The following is a 15,958-nucleotide window of genomic DNA, read 5'->3' as shown; positions in this document are numbered from 1 at the left end:
GTGGGGAGCGCGGCGGCCACCCCGGAGGCGCGGAAGGGGATCGGGACGGAAGGATGGGAAAGGCCTGGATAGGGCCGTGCCGACCCCATCCCGCTCCCCTCGCCCACTCAGCGAGGCCCCGACTCCCGGGCGATCAGGGCCGCGCCGAGGGCTCCCGCGAGCTGGGGCTTTTCGGGAACGGTGAAGGCCAGGCCGAGGACCGATTCGAGGCAGCGGACCAGATCGCCGTTGAGGGCCCCCCCGCCCGTGAAGGCCGCCGGCTCCTGGGCGCCCACCAGGCGCACGAGGCCGGCGAGCCGGCGGGCCATGGCCAGGTGCACGGCGTGGGCCACGTCGTCGGCCTTCTCGCCGCCGGCCAGGAGGGAGATGACCTCGCTTTCGGCGAAAACGGTGCAGGTGCTCGAAAGGACCACGTCCCTTCGGGAACGGAGACCCGCGGGCCCGAGGCCCTCGATGCCGGTGTGCAGGGTCTCGGCCATGGCCGAGAGAAAGCGCCCCGTCCCCGCGGCGCACTTGTCGTTCATGGCGAAGTCTTCCACCCGTCCGCCCGGCCCGACCCGGATGGCCTTGCTGTCCTGCCCTCCCACGTCCACCACGAGGCGCACGCCCTCCACGAGTTCCGCGGCGCCTCGGGCGTGGCAGGTGATCTCCGTCACCGAGCGCGCGGCCCCCGGGACGCTGGCGCGTCCGTAGCCCGTGCCCACCGTCGCCCGAGGTTCCGCGCCGGGCGAACCCGCCGAGCTGAGGGCCTCCCCGAGGGCGCGCCGGGCCGACTCGGCGAAGTCCGGGGAGGTCCGGACCAGGGACTCTCCCAAGCGCGACCCGTCCTCGCCCAGGATCACCGCCTTGGCCGTCAGGCTCCCCACGTCCACGCCCGCGTAGAGGTCCATGGCTTCACTCCCCGGCCGGCTTGACGAAGAACCGCTTCCACCTAAGGCCCCGGCTCCTGCGCGCCCTCGTCCAGGAGGTCATGCGTTCACTGGGCCGCTCGAGTTTCGGATGGTCTGCCCCTCCAGCGCCTCGAAGAAGGCCTCCAGGCGAGTGCGGGCCTGGGCCTCGGACCAGACCCGGTGGTCCGTCATGTCCGCCTCGAGCACCACGGAGGGGATGCCCGGTATGTCCATCAGGCTCTGCTTCAGGTCGTACTGTCCGATGGAGTAGGGCTTGCAGGAGCGGGCCGAGTGAAGCACCGCTCCGTCCACGGTGTATTCCCGCGCAAGGGTCTCGAGGAAGGCCCGGCGGTGGGCCAGGTCCCGGTTCAGGAAGATGCCCCCGTAGGTCCGGGCGAGGGCGCCGAAGGGGTCCTGGAGGTCCATCTGGTGGGCCGTCTCCGCCCAGGCGTGGGTGTAGGTCGCCACCACGGGGACGGCCCCGTGCTCGGCGAAGAGGCGGGCCAGGGGGCCGAGGGCGAACCAGATGGCGATGTTGTCCCAGAGGAGCCGGTGACGCTCCCCGGGAACCGCCGCCACCCCCCGCTCCACCCGGTCCTGAAGTTCGGCAAGAAGGCCCTCGTAGTAGCGCTCGCAGACGGGAAGGCCCCGGAGGGAAACGATGGGCATAAGATGGACGAAGGCGTCGAAGATCGTCATGGGGGCGGGCCGGCGGCGCAGGGTTTCGAGGACCCCTCCCCAGAGCTGGGAGGCCCTCCGCGAACTCTCCAGGACCTGAAGAAACCGCTTCTCGTCGAAGTCCTTCCGGGCGAAGCGCTCCAATTCCGTCACCGCCCGCCGGAGCTGGCCCTCCACGTAGGCGAAGGCGGGAGCTTCATCCCGCCCCCCGTGGAGGTATGGGGTGTCGAGCAGGATCAGGGGAATCCCGTGTTCCCGGGAGAGGGCCTTGAACCAGTAGAGCACCGTCTGGCAGATGTTGTTCGTGCAGAAGAGGAGATCCGGCGCGGGAAGAGAGCCGACGGGGGTCCTGCCCGAGAAGGCGTGGCCCAGGTCCACGCGCGCGTAGGAGCAGAGGTCCTGGGAATAGCCCCTCGCCTCGGCTTCGGCGGAGATCTCGGGGCCGAGCTTTCGCGCCCCGCACAGGGCCGAGTGGTTCTCGGGATAGACGGTGTAGAAGCCGAAGGCCCGCAGAAGCTCGACGGGAGCGCCGCTCGTCACCCAGGCCACGGGCATGGCGCCCTTGGCGTGCCGGGCCAGGGCGTAATGGCGGGCCATGATCCTCCGCAGGTCCGCCGTGCTCTTCAGGGGAGGGCCGAAGAGGGGATCGGGCGGTCGGGACTTCCTTCGGCCTCCCTTGAAAGCCAGCGCCGCCGGCAGGAGGGCATCCCTCACGAAGCGGTAGCGGAGCCTCGCGAAGGCGCTCACGGCAGGGTCTCCAGGAACGCCTCGATGCGGGTGAGGGTCTGGGCAGGGACCTCGCCTCCCATTTCCACCTCCAGAACGAGGCACGGGACGCCCCGGGATCGAAGGCCCTCGGCCAGAGCCGGGACGTCGAAGAGTTCGGGCTCGCAGAACTTGAGCGAAAGGAAGACCACCCCCCGGGCCGACGAGCGGCCCGCCAGGCGGGCAAGGAAATCGAGCCGGTCCGAGACGGGGGATCCCGCCGTGGAGCAGGGCGGCAGGGCGAGAAGGCGTCGGGCCACGGTGGAGAGGACCTCTCCGGCGGGCGGAAGGGCGCCGCGGACGAAGCGCCGACCGCAGGCGAGGAAGTCGTCCTCGACGATGCGAACGCCCAAGCCGTCCAGGCGGGCGAGGAGGCCGGCGGGCTGCGGAAGGACGCCCGAAAAGACGAGGGGAACCCCCGGGGGGGAAGGCCCGGATCGCTCCCTCCGGAAGGCTTCCAGCCGCTGGACCGCCTCCTCGGGCCACAGGTACTCGCAGGCGCGCACGGAAGCGTAGAAATCCTCGTTGGAGGCCGCCAGGCCCCCCGCGGCCCGGGCGTCGTAGAGGTCGTTCAGGGCGCGCCCCCTCGCTTCCCCCCAGGCCACCGCCCGCTCCAGGGCGCCCTCGCCGGCTCGCCCCGCCGCCTCGTCGAGCCGCTCCGAAAGGCCCGCCAGATGGTCCACGAGATACCGTTCCGCGAGGTCGTCGCGGCGGCCCTTGGGCGGGTAGAAGAAGAGGCAGGGCCGCTTCTCCCCGAGCAGGTGCGGGACGAGGGTGGAGAGGTTCTGAAGGGAGTCGCAGGTATGGGAAAAGAGAAGGAAGTCGGCCACTTCCGTCCCCCCCGACAGCCAGAGGGAGAGCCCCCGCTGCACCACGGAACAGACGTTGGCCTGAAGGTGCGCCTGGGCCGCCTGGCCGCCCGCGGGCGGGTCCCAGACCTCCACGGGGCAGACCTCGCGCGCCCACAGAAGCTCCGCCGGATACCGCGCGGGGAAGACGGCGGCCACTTTCCGGCCCCGGGACTTCTGTTCGAGGGCGTAGACCCTGCGGCTCGGAGTGCTCACGTCCCCTCCTCGGGCGGCGCCTCCAGCGAAGGCCTCCCGCCCTCCTTGAGACCCTCGCGGATCCTCGCCTCCAATTCCGCCGCCATGGCCCTTCGCGCCCCCGCCCCGTGGCGTCCGATGAGGTCCCTGCCGTAGACCTTCTCGAGCTGGCGGATTTCGATGTTGAAGGGCACCGGAAGCGGGTCCCCCTTGGGCAGCGCCCGTTCCGCGCCGACCAGGGCCACCGGATAAATGGGGACGTCGGGAAATTCCTCCGCCAGCGCCCCGATGCCCGGCTTGAAGGGCATGAGCACCCCCGGCTCCCCGCGGGTCCCCTCGGGGAAGATCACGAGGGAGCATTTCGCGCGAAGGGCTTCCCGGACGGGTTCCAGGGCCGCCGCGGGGTCCCCGCTGGCCCGTTGAACCAGGATCGTGTTGAAGGCGAGCTTCGCGCCCACGCCCAGAAACCCCTTTCCGAAATAGTCCGCCGCCGCCACGGCCCGCACCCGGCTCACCCGCCAGAGGGGAAAGAGCGAGAAGACGAGGAAGACGTCCAGGTGGGTGTCGTGGTTGGCCACGACGATGGCGGGCCAATCCCCGATGGTCTGCCGGGGTGCGGCGCCGAAGATGACCCTTAGCAGGAGCCTCAGGACCGCGTGGAGCAGAACGCGCATCGGCGCTCCCTAGAAGAACCGCCAGTAGAAGAGGTGAAAGGTGAGAGGCACGGTGAACACGAGGCCGTTGACGCGGTCGATGACCCCCCCGTGGCCTGGGAGGAGCGAACCCGTGTCCTTCACGCCGATGTCCCGCTTCACCATTCCGAAGACGAGGTCCCCGAAGAGGCCGAAGAACCCGATGGCGAATCCCGCCGCCGCGGCGAATTCCCGGGTCGCCCCTTCGCCGCCGAAGGGAGGGAGCAGCGGCTGGAGGGCCACCGACAAACCCGCCACCGCCAGCGCGGACAGCAGGCCCCCCGCCCAGGTCTTCCGGGGGTTCACCGTGGGCGCGATGGGGAGATCCAGCAGACGCCTGGCCCCTCCTTCCGGAAGCGCCGACGACAGCGCTCCGAGGGCCTTTCCCACCCAGAAGGCGATGACGTCCCTCGACTCGGTCAGGAAGAAGCAGAAGAACAGGAGCATGGGCCCGACGTTGATCATGAAGAGGGCGTGGCCCAGGCAGAAGGCGAAGAAGAGGGTCCCCAGGGAGATGGCGCCCATGGACTTCAGTGCTCCCTCGGTCCGGTCCTGGATGACGAAGAGGATGGGGATGAGGAGGAAGAAGTAGACCGGCACCAGGATGATGAACAGTTCGTACCACCGGATGTAGGCGACGCAGATGGAGAGCGGCACCATGCAGTAGGCGAGGAGGATGGACGGCCGGTCCCGGAAGGAGAGGATCTGGCCCGCGGAGTCGTCCCGCATGGGCAGGAGGGAAAAGTACTCCCTCAGCGCGGAAAAGCACAGGAAGCCCAGAAAGAGGAAGGAGACGATCCGGTGGGTGGAGAAGGCCAGCATGAAAACGGCCGCCATCCACCACCACGTCTCCGTCCGCGCGCCCACCTCCTGCGCCAGGGCGGCCTTCCTCCAGCGCAGGAAGACCGACACAGTGGTGAAGAAGCCCAGGAGGCCCGCCGCGGCCAGGAGGATCCCGAGCATGCCGCTCTCGCCCTTTTCCCGCAGTTCGTAGGCGGAAAAGGCCAGGAGGAGGAACGGGACCGCGAGGTGGGAGAGAGACCTCATCGGCCGACGGGGGTCCGGGCGTCGTAAGCCAGACCCTTTGCCCCGCGAACCGCGGCCCGGGCGCGCCATACGGCGGTGAGGCCCACCAGTACAGAAACAGCGGCGAGGTAGCGCGGCGTGTGGGCGAGGAGGCGGGGCTCGGCCCACAGCGCCAGGGAGAGCAGGGCCATCCAGAAGGCGCGGTCCGGCTTTCCGCCCAAGGCGGCCTCGTACCTTCGAACCCCTCCGGGGAGGCCCTTTCCCAGAACGCCGAAGAACTCCGCCGCCCAGGTGCACAGGAGGAAGACGGCCACCGTGAGCCGGGGTCCGTCGGGGACGAAGTAGAGAACTCCGTAGGCCAGGGTGTCCCCGACGACGTCCGCGCCCTCGTTGAGCACCTCTCCCAGGGCGGAGGCCTGGCCGCGCTCCCGGGCCAGCAGCCCGTCCAGGGCGTTGAGCGCCATCCGAAGGAGAAGGGCGGGCGGAACCAAGAGGAGCAGCCATCGGCCCTCTGGGAGGACCAGGCCTCCGTACAGGCAGGCCCCGGCTACGAGCGTCACGAGAGCCCCTCCCGCCAGGGCCATGTCGGGCGTCATCCAGTCCCCCGCCATGCCCCTCACGAAGGTCTGGAACCGGGCCTTCCAGCGGTAGATCATGGGCCCTCCCGCGCCCAGTCTAGCGCCCCCTCCGGCCCCCGCGCAAACGGAGCGGAGGGCCGGAACGGGACTCCTCTTCGCGGACCGGCGCGCGCCGCCGGGGGGCCGGGCGGAAGCAGGGTGTGTTCGGCCCCGGACAGACGCGGTCTCCCTTCCCTCATCCGGCGCGCCCCGCCCCTTGACAAGGGCGCGGGTGGGCCCTAACATTCACTTGTGGACCAAAGTGGACCAAAGTGGACCGGACCTCCGGACCCATGCGGCCACTGGGTCCGCCGGTGAGGGGTGGCCATGTTTCGCGGAAGCGCCGCGGCCAAGATCGACGAAAAGGGCCGCCTCAAGGTCCCGAGCAAGTTTCGCGAGGTCCTGAGGCAGAACTACGGCGCCCAGGTCTTCATGACCTCCTTTGGAAACCCCTCCCTGAAAGTCTACCCCCTCTCCGAGTGGATCCGGAACGAGAAGACCCTGCGTGAGGGCCAGTACGCCGAGGACCCCGTGGTGAACCGCTTTCTCACCACGGTGGGCCGGTACGGCGACGAGCAGGAAGTGGACGGGCAGGGGAGGCTATTCATCCCTCAGCACATTCGCAAGCACACGAGGATGGACGGGGACGTGGTGATCATCGGCCACGCCACCGGCGTCCTCGAAGTCTGGAACGAAGAGGTCCTGAACGAGTATGAGGCGCGGGAACCCCTGACGGAGGACGCGGTCCGGTACGTATCCAAGATCCTCCGGGAGGCGAGGGATGGAAGCGGAACCTCTCCACGTTCCGGTGATGGTTCGGGAGGTGGTGGAGGCCCTTCGTCCTGAGGGCGGCGGCTGGTTCGTGGACTGCACGCTGGGCATGGGCGGACACGGCCGGGCCATCCTCGAGGCCGGGGCTGGAGCCTGCCTCCTCGGGCTGGACCGCGATGCCGACGCCCTCCGCATCGCGGAGGAGAGGCTCTCCGGATCGGCGGGCCGCTTTCGGGCCCTGCACGCGAATTTCAAGGATGTGGACCGCTGGGCCCCCCTCCTGCCGGAGGCGCCCGCCGGAATCCTGGTGGACCTGGGAATGAGCGGATACCAGTTAAAATCCGGGCGGGGGTTCAGCTTCCAGGACGCCTCCGCCCTGGACATGCGCATGGACCCCTCCGGCGGAGAATCCGCCCGGGACTTGCTCAACGCGCTTCCCGAGAAGGACCTGGCGAGGCTCCTCCGGACCTACGGAGAGGAGCCCTTCGCCGGGCGGATCGCGCGAGCCGTCTGCCGGGAGCGGCTTTCGGCTCCCCTGGAGGACGCCGCCACCCTCGCCCGCATCGTGGAGGAGGCTGTGCCCGCCGCCGCCAGGGGAAGGATCCATCCCGCCACCCGGACCTTCCAGGCGCTCCGGATCGCGGTGAACAGGGAACTCGACGGATTGGGGGAGTTCCTCGAGCGCGCCGTGGGCCTTCTTCGAAGCGGCGGCCGTCTGGCGGTCCTCGCCTACCACTCCCTGGAGGACCGGACCGTGAAGGAGACCCTCCGGCGGCTCTCCCGAGGCTGCGTCTGCCCTCCGCGTCTCCCTTCGTGCGCGTGCGGCCGGTCCCCTTCCGTGGACCTTCCCCACCGGAAAGCCCTTCGGCCGGCCCCCGCCGAAGTCTCGGCGAACCCGGCCTCCCGGAGCGCGCGCCTGCGCGTGGCGGTGAAGCGATGAAGCGCGGGGAGATCCGGAACGAACCGGTGCGCCTGCCGGACCGGAAGGGGACGGCCGATCTGGTTCGCATGGTGGCGATGGCGGCGGCCGTGGCGGCGCCCGTGGCCCTCTACGTCCACTTCTCCTCCCGCCAGATCGAGGCCGAATACAAACTGTCGGGCCTCGTCGCGGAGCGGAGCACCCTCTCCCGTGAGCGGGATCGTCTCCTGCTGGTGAAGGCCTCCCTCCTCAGCCCCGATCGTGTGAAGGAGGTGGCCCGGCGGGACCTGGGCATGGTCGAGGAGGGCCCGGCGGAGATGACCGTGGGCGTCGTTCCCGACGCCCCTCCCGGTGGCGCCCCGTCCCGAAGCGCCGAGAAATCTCCCTCCGCCGCTCCGCCCGGGCGGCCCACGGCTGAAAAGCCCCGGTCCGGGGCGTCGGTCGCCGGGAGGCGGCGGTGAGCGCGGCCGTGCAACCGAAGAGGATGCTGATTCTGGTGTGCATCGTCGGGGTTGTGGCCCTGGGCATCCTCCTGCGGCTGATCCACCTCCAGATCCTTCAGGGGAGGCGATTCTCGGAGGTGGCGAGGGATCAGGCCCAGGAGATCATCGAAGTGGACCTGCCCCGGGCCAACCTCGTGGATCGCAACGGCTTCCCGCTGGCCGCCAGCACGCTCTGTCCATCGCTCTACACCTTCGATCCACAAAAAATCCGCGATCGGGAGGGGCTGGCCCGGTCCGTGGCGGCCCTTTCGGGAAGGAACGCAGGCGACATCCTGAAAGACCTGCGCACGCGCCGCAAGTTCACGTGGCTCGCCCGGAAGCTCCCCTTCGAGAGGTACCCGGAGGCCCAGGCCCTCTGCGACCGCTTCCCCGGGGTGAAGGTCATGGACGAAGCCGGACGGTACTATCCCAACGGCACGGCCGCGGCCAACCTCCTGGGGTGCATGGGCACGGACGGCGGACTTGCCGGGCTCGAACACCACTGGAACAAGGAACTCCAGGGAGGCTCCAGGAAGTACCTGGTCTTCCGGGACGCGCGTCCCACCCGGCTGATCCCCGTGGAGGTGGTCCCCAAGGTGGACCCGCCTCCCAGAACGGTCCGCCTCTCCGTGGACCTTCCCCTCCAAAGCCTCTGCGAGGAGGTCCTCCACGCCACGGTAAAGGACCTGAAGGCCCTGGACGGAGTCGTCGTGGTGCTGGACCCGCGCAACGGCGACATCCTCGCCATGGCCGTGTCTCCGACCTTTGACCCGAACCGCCCCCAGGATTCCCCCCGCGGAGCCTGGCGGAACCGCGCCGTGACCGACTCCTACGAGCCAGGAAGCACCTTCAAGGTCGTGACCCTCGCGGCGGCGCTGGATACGGGACGCTTCGGCCCGTACGATCCCGTCACGGTCGGGAACGGGACGCTCACCATCGGGCCCAAGACGATCCATGACGACGAGCCTCCGGTGAAGTCGGTCTACACCCTGGAGGAGGTCCTTCAGCATTCCTCGAACGTGGGGGCCGCCCGCGTGGGCATGGCCCTGGGCCCCGACGTCATGTACCACTACATGCGGCGCATGGGCTTCGGGGAGCCCACGTCCCTGGGCCTTTCGGGGGAAGTGGCCGGGCGCCTGAGGAAGCCCAAGGACTGGTCGGCCCTTTCTCTCCCCTCCCTTTCCTTCGGCCAGGAGCTTCGCACCACTCCCCTTCAGCTCGCCCTGGCCTACGGGGCCGTGGCCTCCGGAGGCCTAAAGGTGACCCCGCGCCTCCTGGCGGACGCGCCCGTGCCTCCGCCCCAGAGGATCCTGAAGCCCGACACCGCCTCCCACCTGACGCGGATGCTCGTGCGGGTCGTGGAGGAGGGAACGGGCAAGAACGCCGCCGTTCCGGGCGTGGCGGTCGCGGGCAAGACGGGGACGGCGCAGAAGCTGGGGGTCAAGAGTTCCGACGGGCGAAAGCTCTTTATCGCCTACTTCGTGGGGTTCGCCCCCGCCGAGGACCCAAGGGTCGTGGTCCTGGTCATGGTGGACGAACCCTTGGGACGAATCTACGGCGGCTCCGTATCGGCGCCGGCCTTTTCCCGAATCCTGGCGTACGCCCTCAAGCGTCTGTCCTACCCCGAGGAGCCGCCCGCGCAGGACCTCGCGCTCATGAGGAGGCCGCGGTGAGGGTCCCCGGGATGTCCCTGGCCGATCTCCTGGCCCTCGTCCCCCACTCGAGCGTCGAGGGCTCCGCCGAAGCGACCCTCACGGGGCTCACCTGCGATTCGCGCGAGGTTTCCCAGGGGGATGCCTTCTTCGCCCTTCGGGGATTTCGGGAGGACGGACGACGCTTCGTTCCGGAGGCGGTCTCCCGCGGGGCGGCGGCGGTGTTCTCCCACGCCGGTCCCGAAGGCGTGGCGCCGAAGGTCCCCTGGATCGTCTGCCCCAGGGATCGCGAGTCCTTTTCCGCGGCGGCGGCGGCCCTCTACGCGACGCGGGACCTGCCCGTCAAGATCGTCGGCGTGACGGGCACCAACGGAAAGACCACGGTGGCCTACCTCCTCCGGAGCATCTTCCGCCAGGCCGGCGGGTGCGGCCTCCTGGGCACCATCGAGTACGACGACGGGAGGGGCCTGACCCCCGCGGCGAGGACCACCCCGGAGGCCCACGAAATCCACGCCTGGATCCGAAGGCTCGCCGAGGGAGGGGTGCCCTTCGGAGCCATGGAGGTTTCTTCCCACTCCCTCGTCCTGCACCGGGTCCGCCACGTGTCCCTCTCCGCCGCCGCCTTCACGAACCTGACGCGGGACCACCTGGACTTCCACGAAACCATGGAGGCCTATTTCCAGGCCAAGAGGCAGATCTTCGACCTGCTTCGCCCCGGAGGGACGGCCGTCCTCAACCTGGAGGACGGGTTCGGCCTGAGGCTGGTCTCCGAGCTGGAGGGGCCCCGCATCCTGACGGTGGGGCTCTCCAAACCCGCCCAAGTCAGGCCCAAGCGCTTCACCATGGACCTCCAAGGGATCCGCGGCGTCTTCTCCAGCCCCTTCGGGGAGGTGGAGGTTCGCTCGTCCCTCCTCGGGAACTTCAACCTCCAAAACCTCCTCGTGGCCACGGGGGCGGCCTTGGCCGCCGGAGCCGCGCCCGACCAGGCGGCCGCCGGGATCGAAGCCATGAAGGGTGTCCCGGGGCGCGTGGAGCGGGTGGACGCGGGCCAGCCCTTCACCGTCATCGTGGACTACGCGCACACCGACGACGCCCTCAAGAACCTGCTCTCGACTCTCCGCGATCTGCGACCCGACCGGCTCCTGACGGTCTTCGGCTGCGGCGGGGACCGGGACCGGTCCAAGCGCCCCCTCATGGGCGCCATGGCCGCTCGGCTTTCGGACGTGGTGGTCCTCACATCCGACAACCCCCGGTCGGAGGACCCTTCGGCCATCGCCGCCGACGCGGAGGCGGGCATCCGCCCGGAACTCACCCCCCGGAAGGAGTACCACTGCATCCTCGACCGCCGGGAGGCCCTGGCCGCGGCCCTCCGGATGGCCCAGGCCGGGGACGTCGTGGTGGTGGCCGGCAAGGGGCACGAGAGGACTCAGACCTCCAAGGGGCGCGTCCGGCCCTTCCACGACCCGACGGTGCTTCGAGAACTGCTGGGAGAGATGGGATGGCCGGGATGATCCTGCCCCTGGACACCATCGCCGCCGTGACCGGCGGCCGCGTGCTGGCTCCGGCCGAGCGGCCCTCGGTGGGGCTCGCCCTGGATTCGAGGCGCTGCGAGGGAGGCAGGCTCTTCGCCGCCCTCCGGGGCACCCGGAACGACGGCCACGATTATCTCGCCGACGCGGCGCTTCACGGGGCCGCCGCCGCCCTCGTGGAGCGGGAGTTGCCCGTCCCGGCCGGCATGGGCGCCGTCCTCGTCCCCTCCGTCGAGAGGGCCCTCGCCGCCCTGGGCCGGCACGTGCGCGACGCCTTCCCGGGAACGGTGGCGGGCGTGGTGGGTTCCTGCGGCAAGACGACCACGAAGGACTTCTGCGCCGCCCTCTTGAGGAGGCTCGGCCCCGTCCACGCCACGGCCGGGAACCGGAACAACCTCCTCGGTCTCCCCGCGACCCTCCTCGAGGCCGACGCCTCGGCGCGCTTCTGGGTTCTGGAGATGGGCATCAGCCGTCCCGGAGAGATGGAAGACCTGGCCCCCATCGCGCGGCCCACGGCCGTGGTCTTCACGACGATTCAGCCCGTCCACACGGAGTTCTTCCCCTCCCTGGAGGCCATTCGGGACGAGAAGGCGAGGGTGCTGGCCCACGTTCCCGCCGGGGGACTCGCCGTCCTCAACCATGACGACCCCCTCCTTTGCGGCATGGAGATCCCCGGGGGGCTCCGCCGGGCGACCTACGGCCGGAACCCGGGAGCGGACCTGAGGGTCTTCCCGCTGGAGAAGCCCGGTCCCGAAGGGTCCCTGTTCGTCCTGGAACGAGGCGGCCGCCGGGCCGAGGGCATCCTGCCCCTGGCGGGGCGGCACAACCTCATGAACCTGGCCGCCGCGGCCTGTCTGGCCGTGGAGGAAGGGCTCTCCCTCGAGGAGGCGGCCCGGGTGGCCGCGGACCTCCGGCCCGCCCCCCACAGGGGGGAGAGGCACCACCTGGCCGGGTCGGTCCTGCTCCTCGACGACTCGTACAACTCGAACCCGGCGGCCCTCTCGGAGGTTCTTGCCGAGACCCGATCCTGGGGCCGGCCCGTGGCGGCCGCTCTGGGCGAGATGCTGGAACTGGGCCCCGCCTCCACGGAACTGCATCGGGAGGCGGGGCGCCGCGCCGCCCGAGCCGGAGTGACGGTCCTCCTGGCCGTGGGAGGACCGGACGCGGGAGAAATGGCTCGGTCCTTCGGCGAATCGGGGGGCGAGGTCCGGCACGTGGGCCACTGGAGCGAGGGGGCCCACTGGATCGAGGAGCGCCTCCCGGAGGGCGGCGCGCTGTTGGTGAAAGGGTCCCGAGGCATCGGGCTGGACGCTCTCGTGGCCTGGCTCCTGGAACGGAGGGGCCTCTGATGCTCTATTTCCTCCTCTTCCCCTTCCACGAGCACGCGGGCTTCCTGCGGATCTTTCGGTACATCACCTTCCGCGGCGCCCTGGCCATCGCCCTCGCGCTCCTGCTGAGCCTGCTCCTCGGACCCCGGCTCATCGCCGCGCTCCAGCGGATGAACCTGAGGCAGTACATTCGCGAGGAGGGCCCCAAGGCCCACCAAGTCAAAGCGGGAACGCCCACCATGGGGGGGCTCCTGATCCTCCTGAGCCTCACCGTGGCCTCGCTCCTTTGCATCCGCTGGGATTCCCCCCTCTTCTGGCTCCTTCTCCTGAGCACCCTTTCCTTCGGCGGCATCGGCTTCGCCGACGACTACCTGAAAATGAGGCGCAGGCAGAACCAGGGGCTCACGGCCCGGCAGAAATTCGCCCTCCAGTTCGCGGCCGCCTTCGCCGTGGCCGGATTCCTGTATTACTACGCCCAGGTCGGGCCCTACGACACCACCCTCACGGTGCCCTTCTTCAAGAACTTCCACCCGGACCTCGGGCTCTTCTTCATCCCCTTCGCCGCGGTGGTTCTCGTGGGCTCCTCCAACGCGGTCAACCTCACCGACGGGCTGGACGGGCTCGCCATCGGCTGCACGCTGATCGCCGCCTCCACCTACGCCATCCTGGCCTACGCCGCCGGCAACACGATCATCGCGGGGTATCTCGGCATCCCGTACGTTCGGGACACGGGGGAGCTGGCCATCTTCGCCGCCGCCCTGGCGGGATCGAGCCTCGGCTTTCTCTGGTTCAACGCGCATCCGGCCCAGGTCTTCATGGGAGACGTCGGGTCCCTGGCCCTCGGGGCCGCCATCGGGACGCTGGCCCTCATTATCAAGCAGGAGATCCTCCTGGTGGTCGTGGGGGGACTCTTCGTCGCGGAGGCCCTCTCGGTCATCCTCCAGGTGGCCTCCTACCGGCTTCGGAACAAAAAGCGCATCTTCCGCTGCGCGCCCCTCCACCACCACTTCGAACTGGGGGGGTGGGCCGAAACCCAGGTGGTGATCCGGTTCTGGATCGTGGCCATCCTCTTCGCCCTCATGGGGCTCGCCACGCTGAAGATCCGATGAGCGGAAGGGGACAGGGAGGCGGAATGAAACTTCTCGTCGTGGGCATGGGAGACTCGGGATTCGCGGCCGCCAGGCTCGCCCTGGAGCTCGGCCACGCCGTGGCGGCCTGCGACGAGCGAACGAGCGAGGACCTCGCGGTGGACCTCTCCCCGCTCCTGTCCCGGGGTCTCCTCTTCTACGGAGGGAGCCAATCCCCCGCCCTGCTCCAAGGCGTGGATTCGGTCATCCTCTCCCCCGGCGTCCCCCGCGCCTCGGACCTGGTCCGCACGGCTCTCCAGGCCGGAATTCCCGTGCTGGGCGAGGTGGAGTGGGCCTTCCGCTCCGCGAGGGGCCGCATCGCGGGCGTCACGGGAAGCAACGGCAAGAGCACCACCACGACCCTGCTCTCCGAAATCCTGGCGGCCCATTTCCCCGACGTTCGCGCGGGCGGAAACCTCGGGCGCCCCTTCTCCGAAATGGTCATGGGCTCGACGGAAGACACCTGGCACGTTTTGGAGCTGTCCTCCTTTCAGCTGGAGAGCATCGACACCTTCCGCGCCGACGTGGCTCTCCTCCTCAACGTGACCCCCGACCACCAGGACCGGTACGCCACCTTCGACGAGTACTCGCGAGCCAAGGCCCGCGTATTCCTCAACCAGAAGGCTTCGGACGCGGCCGTTTTCTCCGCCGCCGACGCCGAGGCCCTTCGGTGGGGCGAGGCGGCCCCGGGCCGCCGGTTCCCCTTCACGGCCGTCGGGACCCTGCGAGAGGGGGCCTTCGTCCGCGGCGGGCGGGCCCTCTGGGCCCACGACGGGCGGGAGGAGACCCTCTTTCCCCTGGAAGCCCTTCCCCTGCCGGGGCTCCACAACCTCGAAAACGCGCTCGCCGCCTGCCTCGCCGCCCGCCTGGCCGGAGTCCCGGAAGGAGGCCTGAGGGAGCCCCTTTCGCGCTTCAGGGGCCTGCCGCACCGGCTGGAAAAGGTCGCCTCGGCCGGCGGGATTTCCGTGTACAACGACTCCAAAGCCACCAACACGGATGCCGTCCTGAAGGCCCTCACCGCCTTCCAGGGAGGGGTCATCCTCCTCGTGGGGGGGAAGGACAAGGGGGCCGACTGGAATGTCCTCCTGCCCGAGGTCCGCAGGTGCTGCCGGGCCGTCCTGGCCTTCGGCGCGGCCCGGGAGAAGGCCGCCGCCGCCTTGCGGGACGGGGCCCCCCTCGTCGAGAGCCACCCGACTTTGAAGGAAGCCACCGACCGGGCGCTGGACCTCGCCAGGCCCGGGGACAGCGTGGTGCTCTCCCCGGCCTGCGCCTCCTTCGACGAGTTCCGCAATTTCGAGGACCGCGGGGAGAAATTCGCCGCGTGGGTCCGAGGGAGGATGGGCGAGTGAGCCGGACCCTCCGGTACGACCGTCAACTGGCCGTCGTCGTCCTCGCCCTCATGGCGGCGGGATTGGTGATGATCTACAACGCCTCGGCGGTGGTGGCGCTCAAGCACAAGGGCGACCCCATGTACTTCTTCACCCACCAGGCCGTCTGGATGGTCGTCGGAATCGCGGTCCTCCTCGTGGGCCTGCGCATCCCCTACACCTGGTGGAAGGACCGACGCGTGGTCCTCACGCTGCTGTCCGCCGAGTTCCTCCTTCTCGTGGTGGCGCTCTTCATGCCCGCCATCAACGGGTCTCACCGCTGGATCCGCCTCTGGAAGATGACGCTTCAGCCCTCCGAGTCGGCCAAGCTCGTGCTCGTGATCTTCGCCGCCTACCTGCTTGAGCGCAAGCAACGGGAGGGACGAGACTGGGTCCAGACGCTCGTTCCCCTCGCCGCCGTGGGAGGCCTCGCCTCGGTCCTCATCCTCCTCCAGCCGGACCTCGGAACCGTCGTGATCCTCTGGTTGATCCTCGGCTCCCTCCTTTTCGTGACCGGGCTTCCCTGGAAGTGGATCGCCCCCGCCGTCGCCGGGGGGTTCGCCGTCTTCCTCCTGCTGATCGTGGCGGCCCCGTACAGGTTCCAGCGCGTGTTCGTCTTCTTGAATCCAGGCTCCGATCCCCAGGGGAAGGGATTCCAGGCCCAGCAATCCCTCATCGCGGTGGGAAGCGGGGGCCTGTTCGGGAAGTGGTTCGACGGCTCCAGCCAGAAGCTCATGTTCCTTCCGGAGCCGCACACGGACTTCATCTACGCCATGGTGGGCGAGACCTTCGGCCTCCTCGGATGCACCGCACTCCTGGGACTTTTCCTGTGGCTCGGGTACCGGGGACTCCGTGCCGTGAAGGGAGCCCCGGACGAATTCGGGGCGCTCCTGGCCGTGGGGCTCACCACGTGGATCCTCGGACAGGCCCTGATCCACATCCTGGTGACCCTCTGCATGGTCCCCACCAAGGGCCTGCCCCTGCCCCTGTTCTCGTATGGGGGATCGAATCTCGTGGTGACGTTGTCGGGGCTCGGGATCCTTCTCAACGTGAGCCAGCATGAATGACGGGA

General features: G+C 69.6%; 15 protein-coding genes. 9 read left to right on the top strand and 6 right to left on the bottom strand.

Going from position 1 to position 15,958, the window contains the following annotated elements:
• Positions 1-107: 107 nt before the first annotated feature.
• The 6 genes from AB1824_04275 to AB1824_04250 all read right to left on the bottom strand — a co-directional run bounded on the left by AB1824_04275 (position 108) and on the right by AB1824_04250 (position 5,750).
• Complete coding sequence (locus AB1824_04275; GenBank protein ID MEW5764172.1) at positions 108-890, bottom strand: acyl-CoA dehydratase activase; 783 nt, start codon at positions 888-890, stop codon at positions 108-110.
• 78 nt (positions 891-968) lie between these two features.
• Positions 969-2,315, bottom strand: coding sequence for a 2-hydroxyacyl-CoA dehydratase family protein (locus AB1824_04270; GenBank protein ID MEW5764171.1), 1,347 nt, complete (start codon positions 2,313-2,315; stop codon positions 969-971).
• The gene (locus AB1824_04265) at positions 2,312-3,397 is read right to left on the bottom strand and encodes a 2-hydroxyacyl-CoA dehydratase family protein (GenBank protein ID MEW5764170.1); all 1,086 of its coding nucleotides are present in this window, start codon (positions 3,395-3,397) and stop codon (positions 2,312-2,314) included. The genes AB1824_04270 and AB1824_04265 overlap by 4 nt, the downstream gene beginning before the upstream one ends.
• Complete coding sequence (locus AB1824_04260) at positions 3,394-4,050, bottom strand: lysophospholipid acyltransferase family protein (protein MEW5764169.1); 657 nt, start codon at positions 4,048-4,050, stop codon at positions 3,394-3,396. Before AB1824_04260 ends, AB1824_04265 begins: the two co-directional genes overlap by 4 nt.
• A gap of 9 nt (positions 4,051-4,059) precedes the next feature.
• On the bottom strand, positions 4,060-5,115 hold the full coding sequence (locus AB1824_04255) for a phosphatidate cytidylyltransferase (protein ID MEW5764168.1): 1,056 nt from the start codon (positions 5,113-5,115) through the stop codon (positions 4,060-4,062).
• On the bottom strand, positions 5,112-5,750 hold the full coding sequence (locus tag AB1824_04250; protein MEW5764167.1) for a CDP-alcohol phosphatidyltransferase family protein: 639 nt from the start codon (positions 5,748-5,750) through the stop codon (positions 5,112-5,114). Before AB1824_04250 ends, AB1824_04255 begins: the two co-directional genes overlap by 4 nt.
• Before the next feature lie 288 nt (positions 5,751-6,038).
• Here AB1824_04250 and AB1824_04245 point away from each other — a divergent pair, with 288 nt between their 5' ends.
• From AB1824_04245 to ftsW, 9 genes are read left to right on the top strand one after another with little or no spacing between them, the layout of a single operon-like run.
• A complete protein-coding gene (locus AB1824_04245) occupies positions 6,039-6,557 on the top strand; it encodes a division/cell wall cluster transcriptional repressor MraZ (GenBank protein ID MEW5764166.1) in 519 nt (172 codons plus the stop codon).
• Complete coding sequence (gene rsmH, locus AB1824_04240; GenBank protein ID MEW5764165.1) at positions 6,493-7,422, top strand: 16S rRNA (cytosine(1402)-N(4))-methyltransferase RsmH; 930 nt, start codon at positions 6,493-6,495, stop codon at positions 7,420-7,422. Before AB1824_04245 ends, rsmH begins: the two co-directional genes overlap by 65 nt.
• On the top strand, positions 7,419-7,862 hold the full coding sequence (locus AB1824_04235; protein ID MEW5764164.1) for a cell division protein FtsL: 444 nt from the start codon (positions 7,419-7,421) through the stop codon (positions 7,860-7,862). Before rsmH ends, AB1824_04235 begins: the two co-directional genes overlap by 4 nt.
• Entirely contained in the window at positions 7,859-9,556 is a 1,698-nt protein-coding gene (locus tag AB1824_04230; GenBank protein ID MEW5764163.1) for a penicillin-binding protein 2, read from the top strand. The genes AB1824_04235 and AB1824_04230 overlap by 4 nt, the downstream gene beginning before the upstream one ends.
• Positions 9,553-11,046, top strand: a complete 1,494-nt coding sequence (locus tag AB1824_04225) for a UDP-N-acetylmuramoyl-L-alanyl-D-glutamate--2,6-diaminopimelate ligase (protein ID MEW5764162.1) — start codon at positions 9,553-9,555, stop codon at positions 11,044-11,046. Before AB1824_04230 ends, AB1824_04225 begins: the two co-directional genes overlap by 4 nt.
• Positions 11,034-12,413, top strand: coding sequence for a UDP-N-acetylmuramoyl-tripeptide--D-alanyl-D-alanine ligase (murF, locus tag AB1824_04220; GenBank protein MEW5764161.1), 1,380 nt, complete (start codon positions 11,034-11,036; stop codon positions 12,411-12,413). Before AB1824_04225 ends, murF begins: the two co-directional genes overlap by 13 nt.
• Positions 12,413-13,501: a phospho-N-acetylmuramoyl-pentapeptide-transferase gene (gene mraY / locus AB1824_04215; protein ID MEW5764160.1), complete on the top strand. Its 1,089-nt coding sequence runs from the start codon at positions 12,413-12,415 to the stop codon at positions 13,499-13,501. The genes murF and mraY overlap by 1 nt, the downstream gene beginning before the upstream one ends.
• Positions 13,502-13,524: 23 nt before the next feature.
• A complete protein-coding gene (murD, locus tag AB1824_04210) occupies positions 13,525-14,868 on the top strand; it encodes a UDP-N-acetylmuramoyl-L-alanine--D-glutamate ligase (GenBank protein MEW5764159.1) in 1,344 nt (447 codons plus the stop codon).
• Entirely contained in the window at positions 14,865-15,953 is a 1,089-nt protein-coding gene (gene ftsW, locus AB1824_04205) for a putative lipid II flippase FtsW (protein MEW5764158.1), read from the top strand. Before murD ends, ftsW begins: the two co-directional genes overlap by 4 nt.
• Positions 15,954-15,958: the final 5 nt, after the last annotated feature.

Source organism: Acidobacteriota bacterium (assembly GCA_040752915.1).
Lineage (GTDB): Bacteria > Acidobacteriota > UBA4820 > UBA4820 > DSQY01 > JBFLVU01.
Note: the sequence above shows the minus strand (reverse complement) of the source record. Positions and strands in the feature narration are given on the sequence as shown.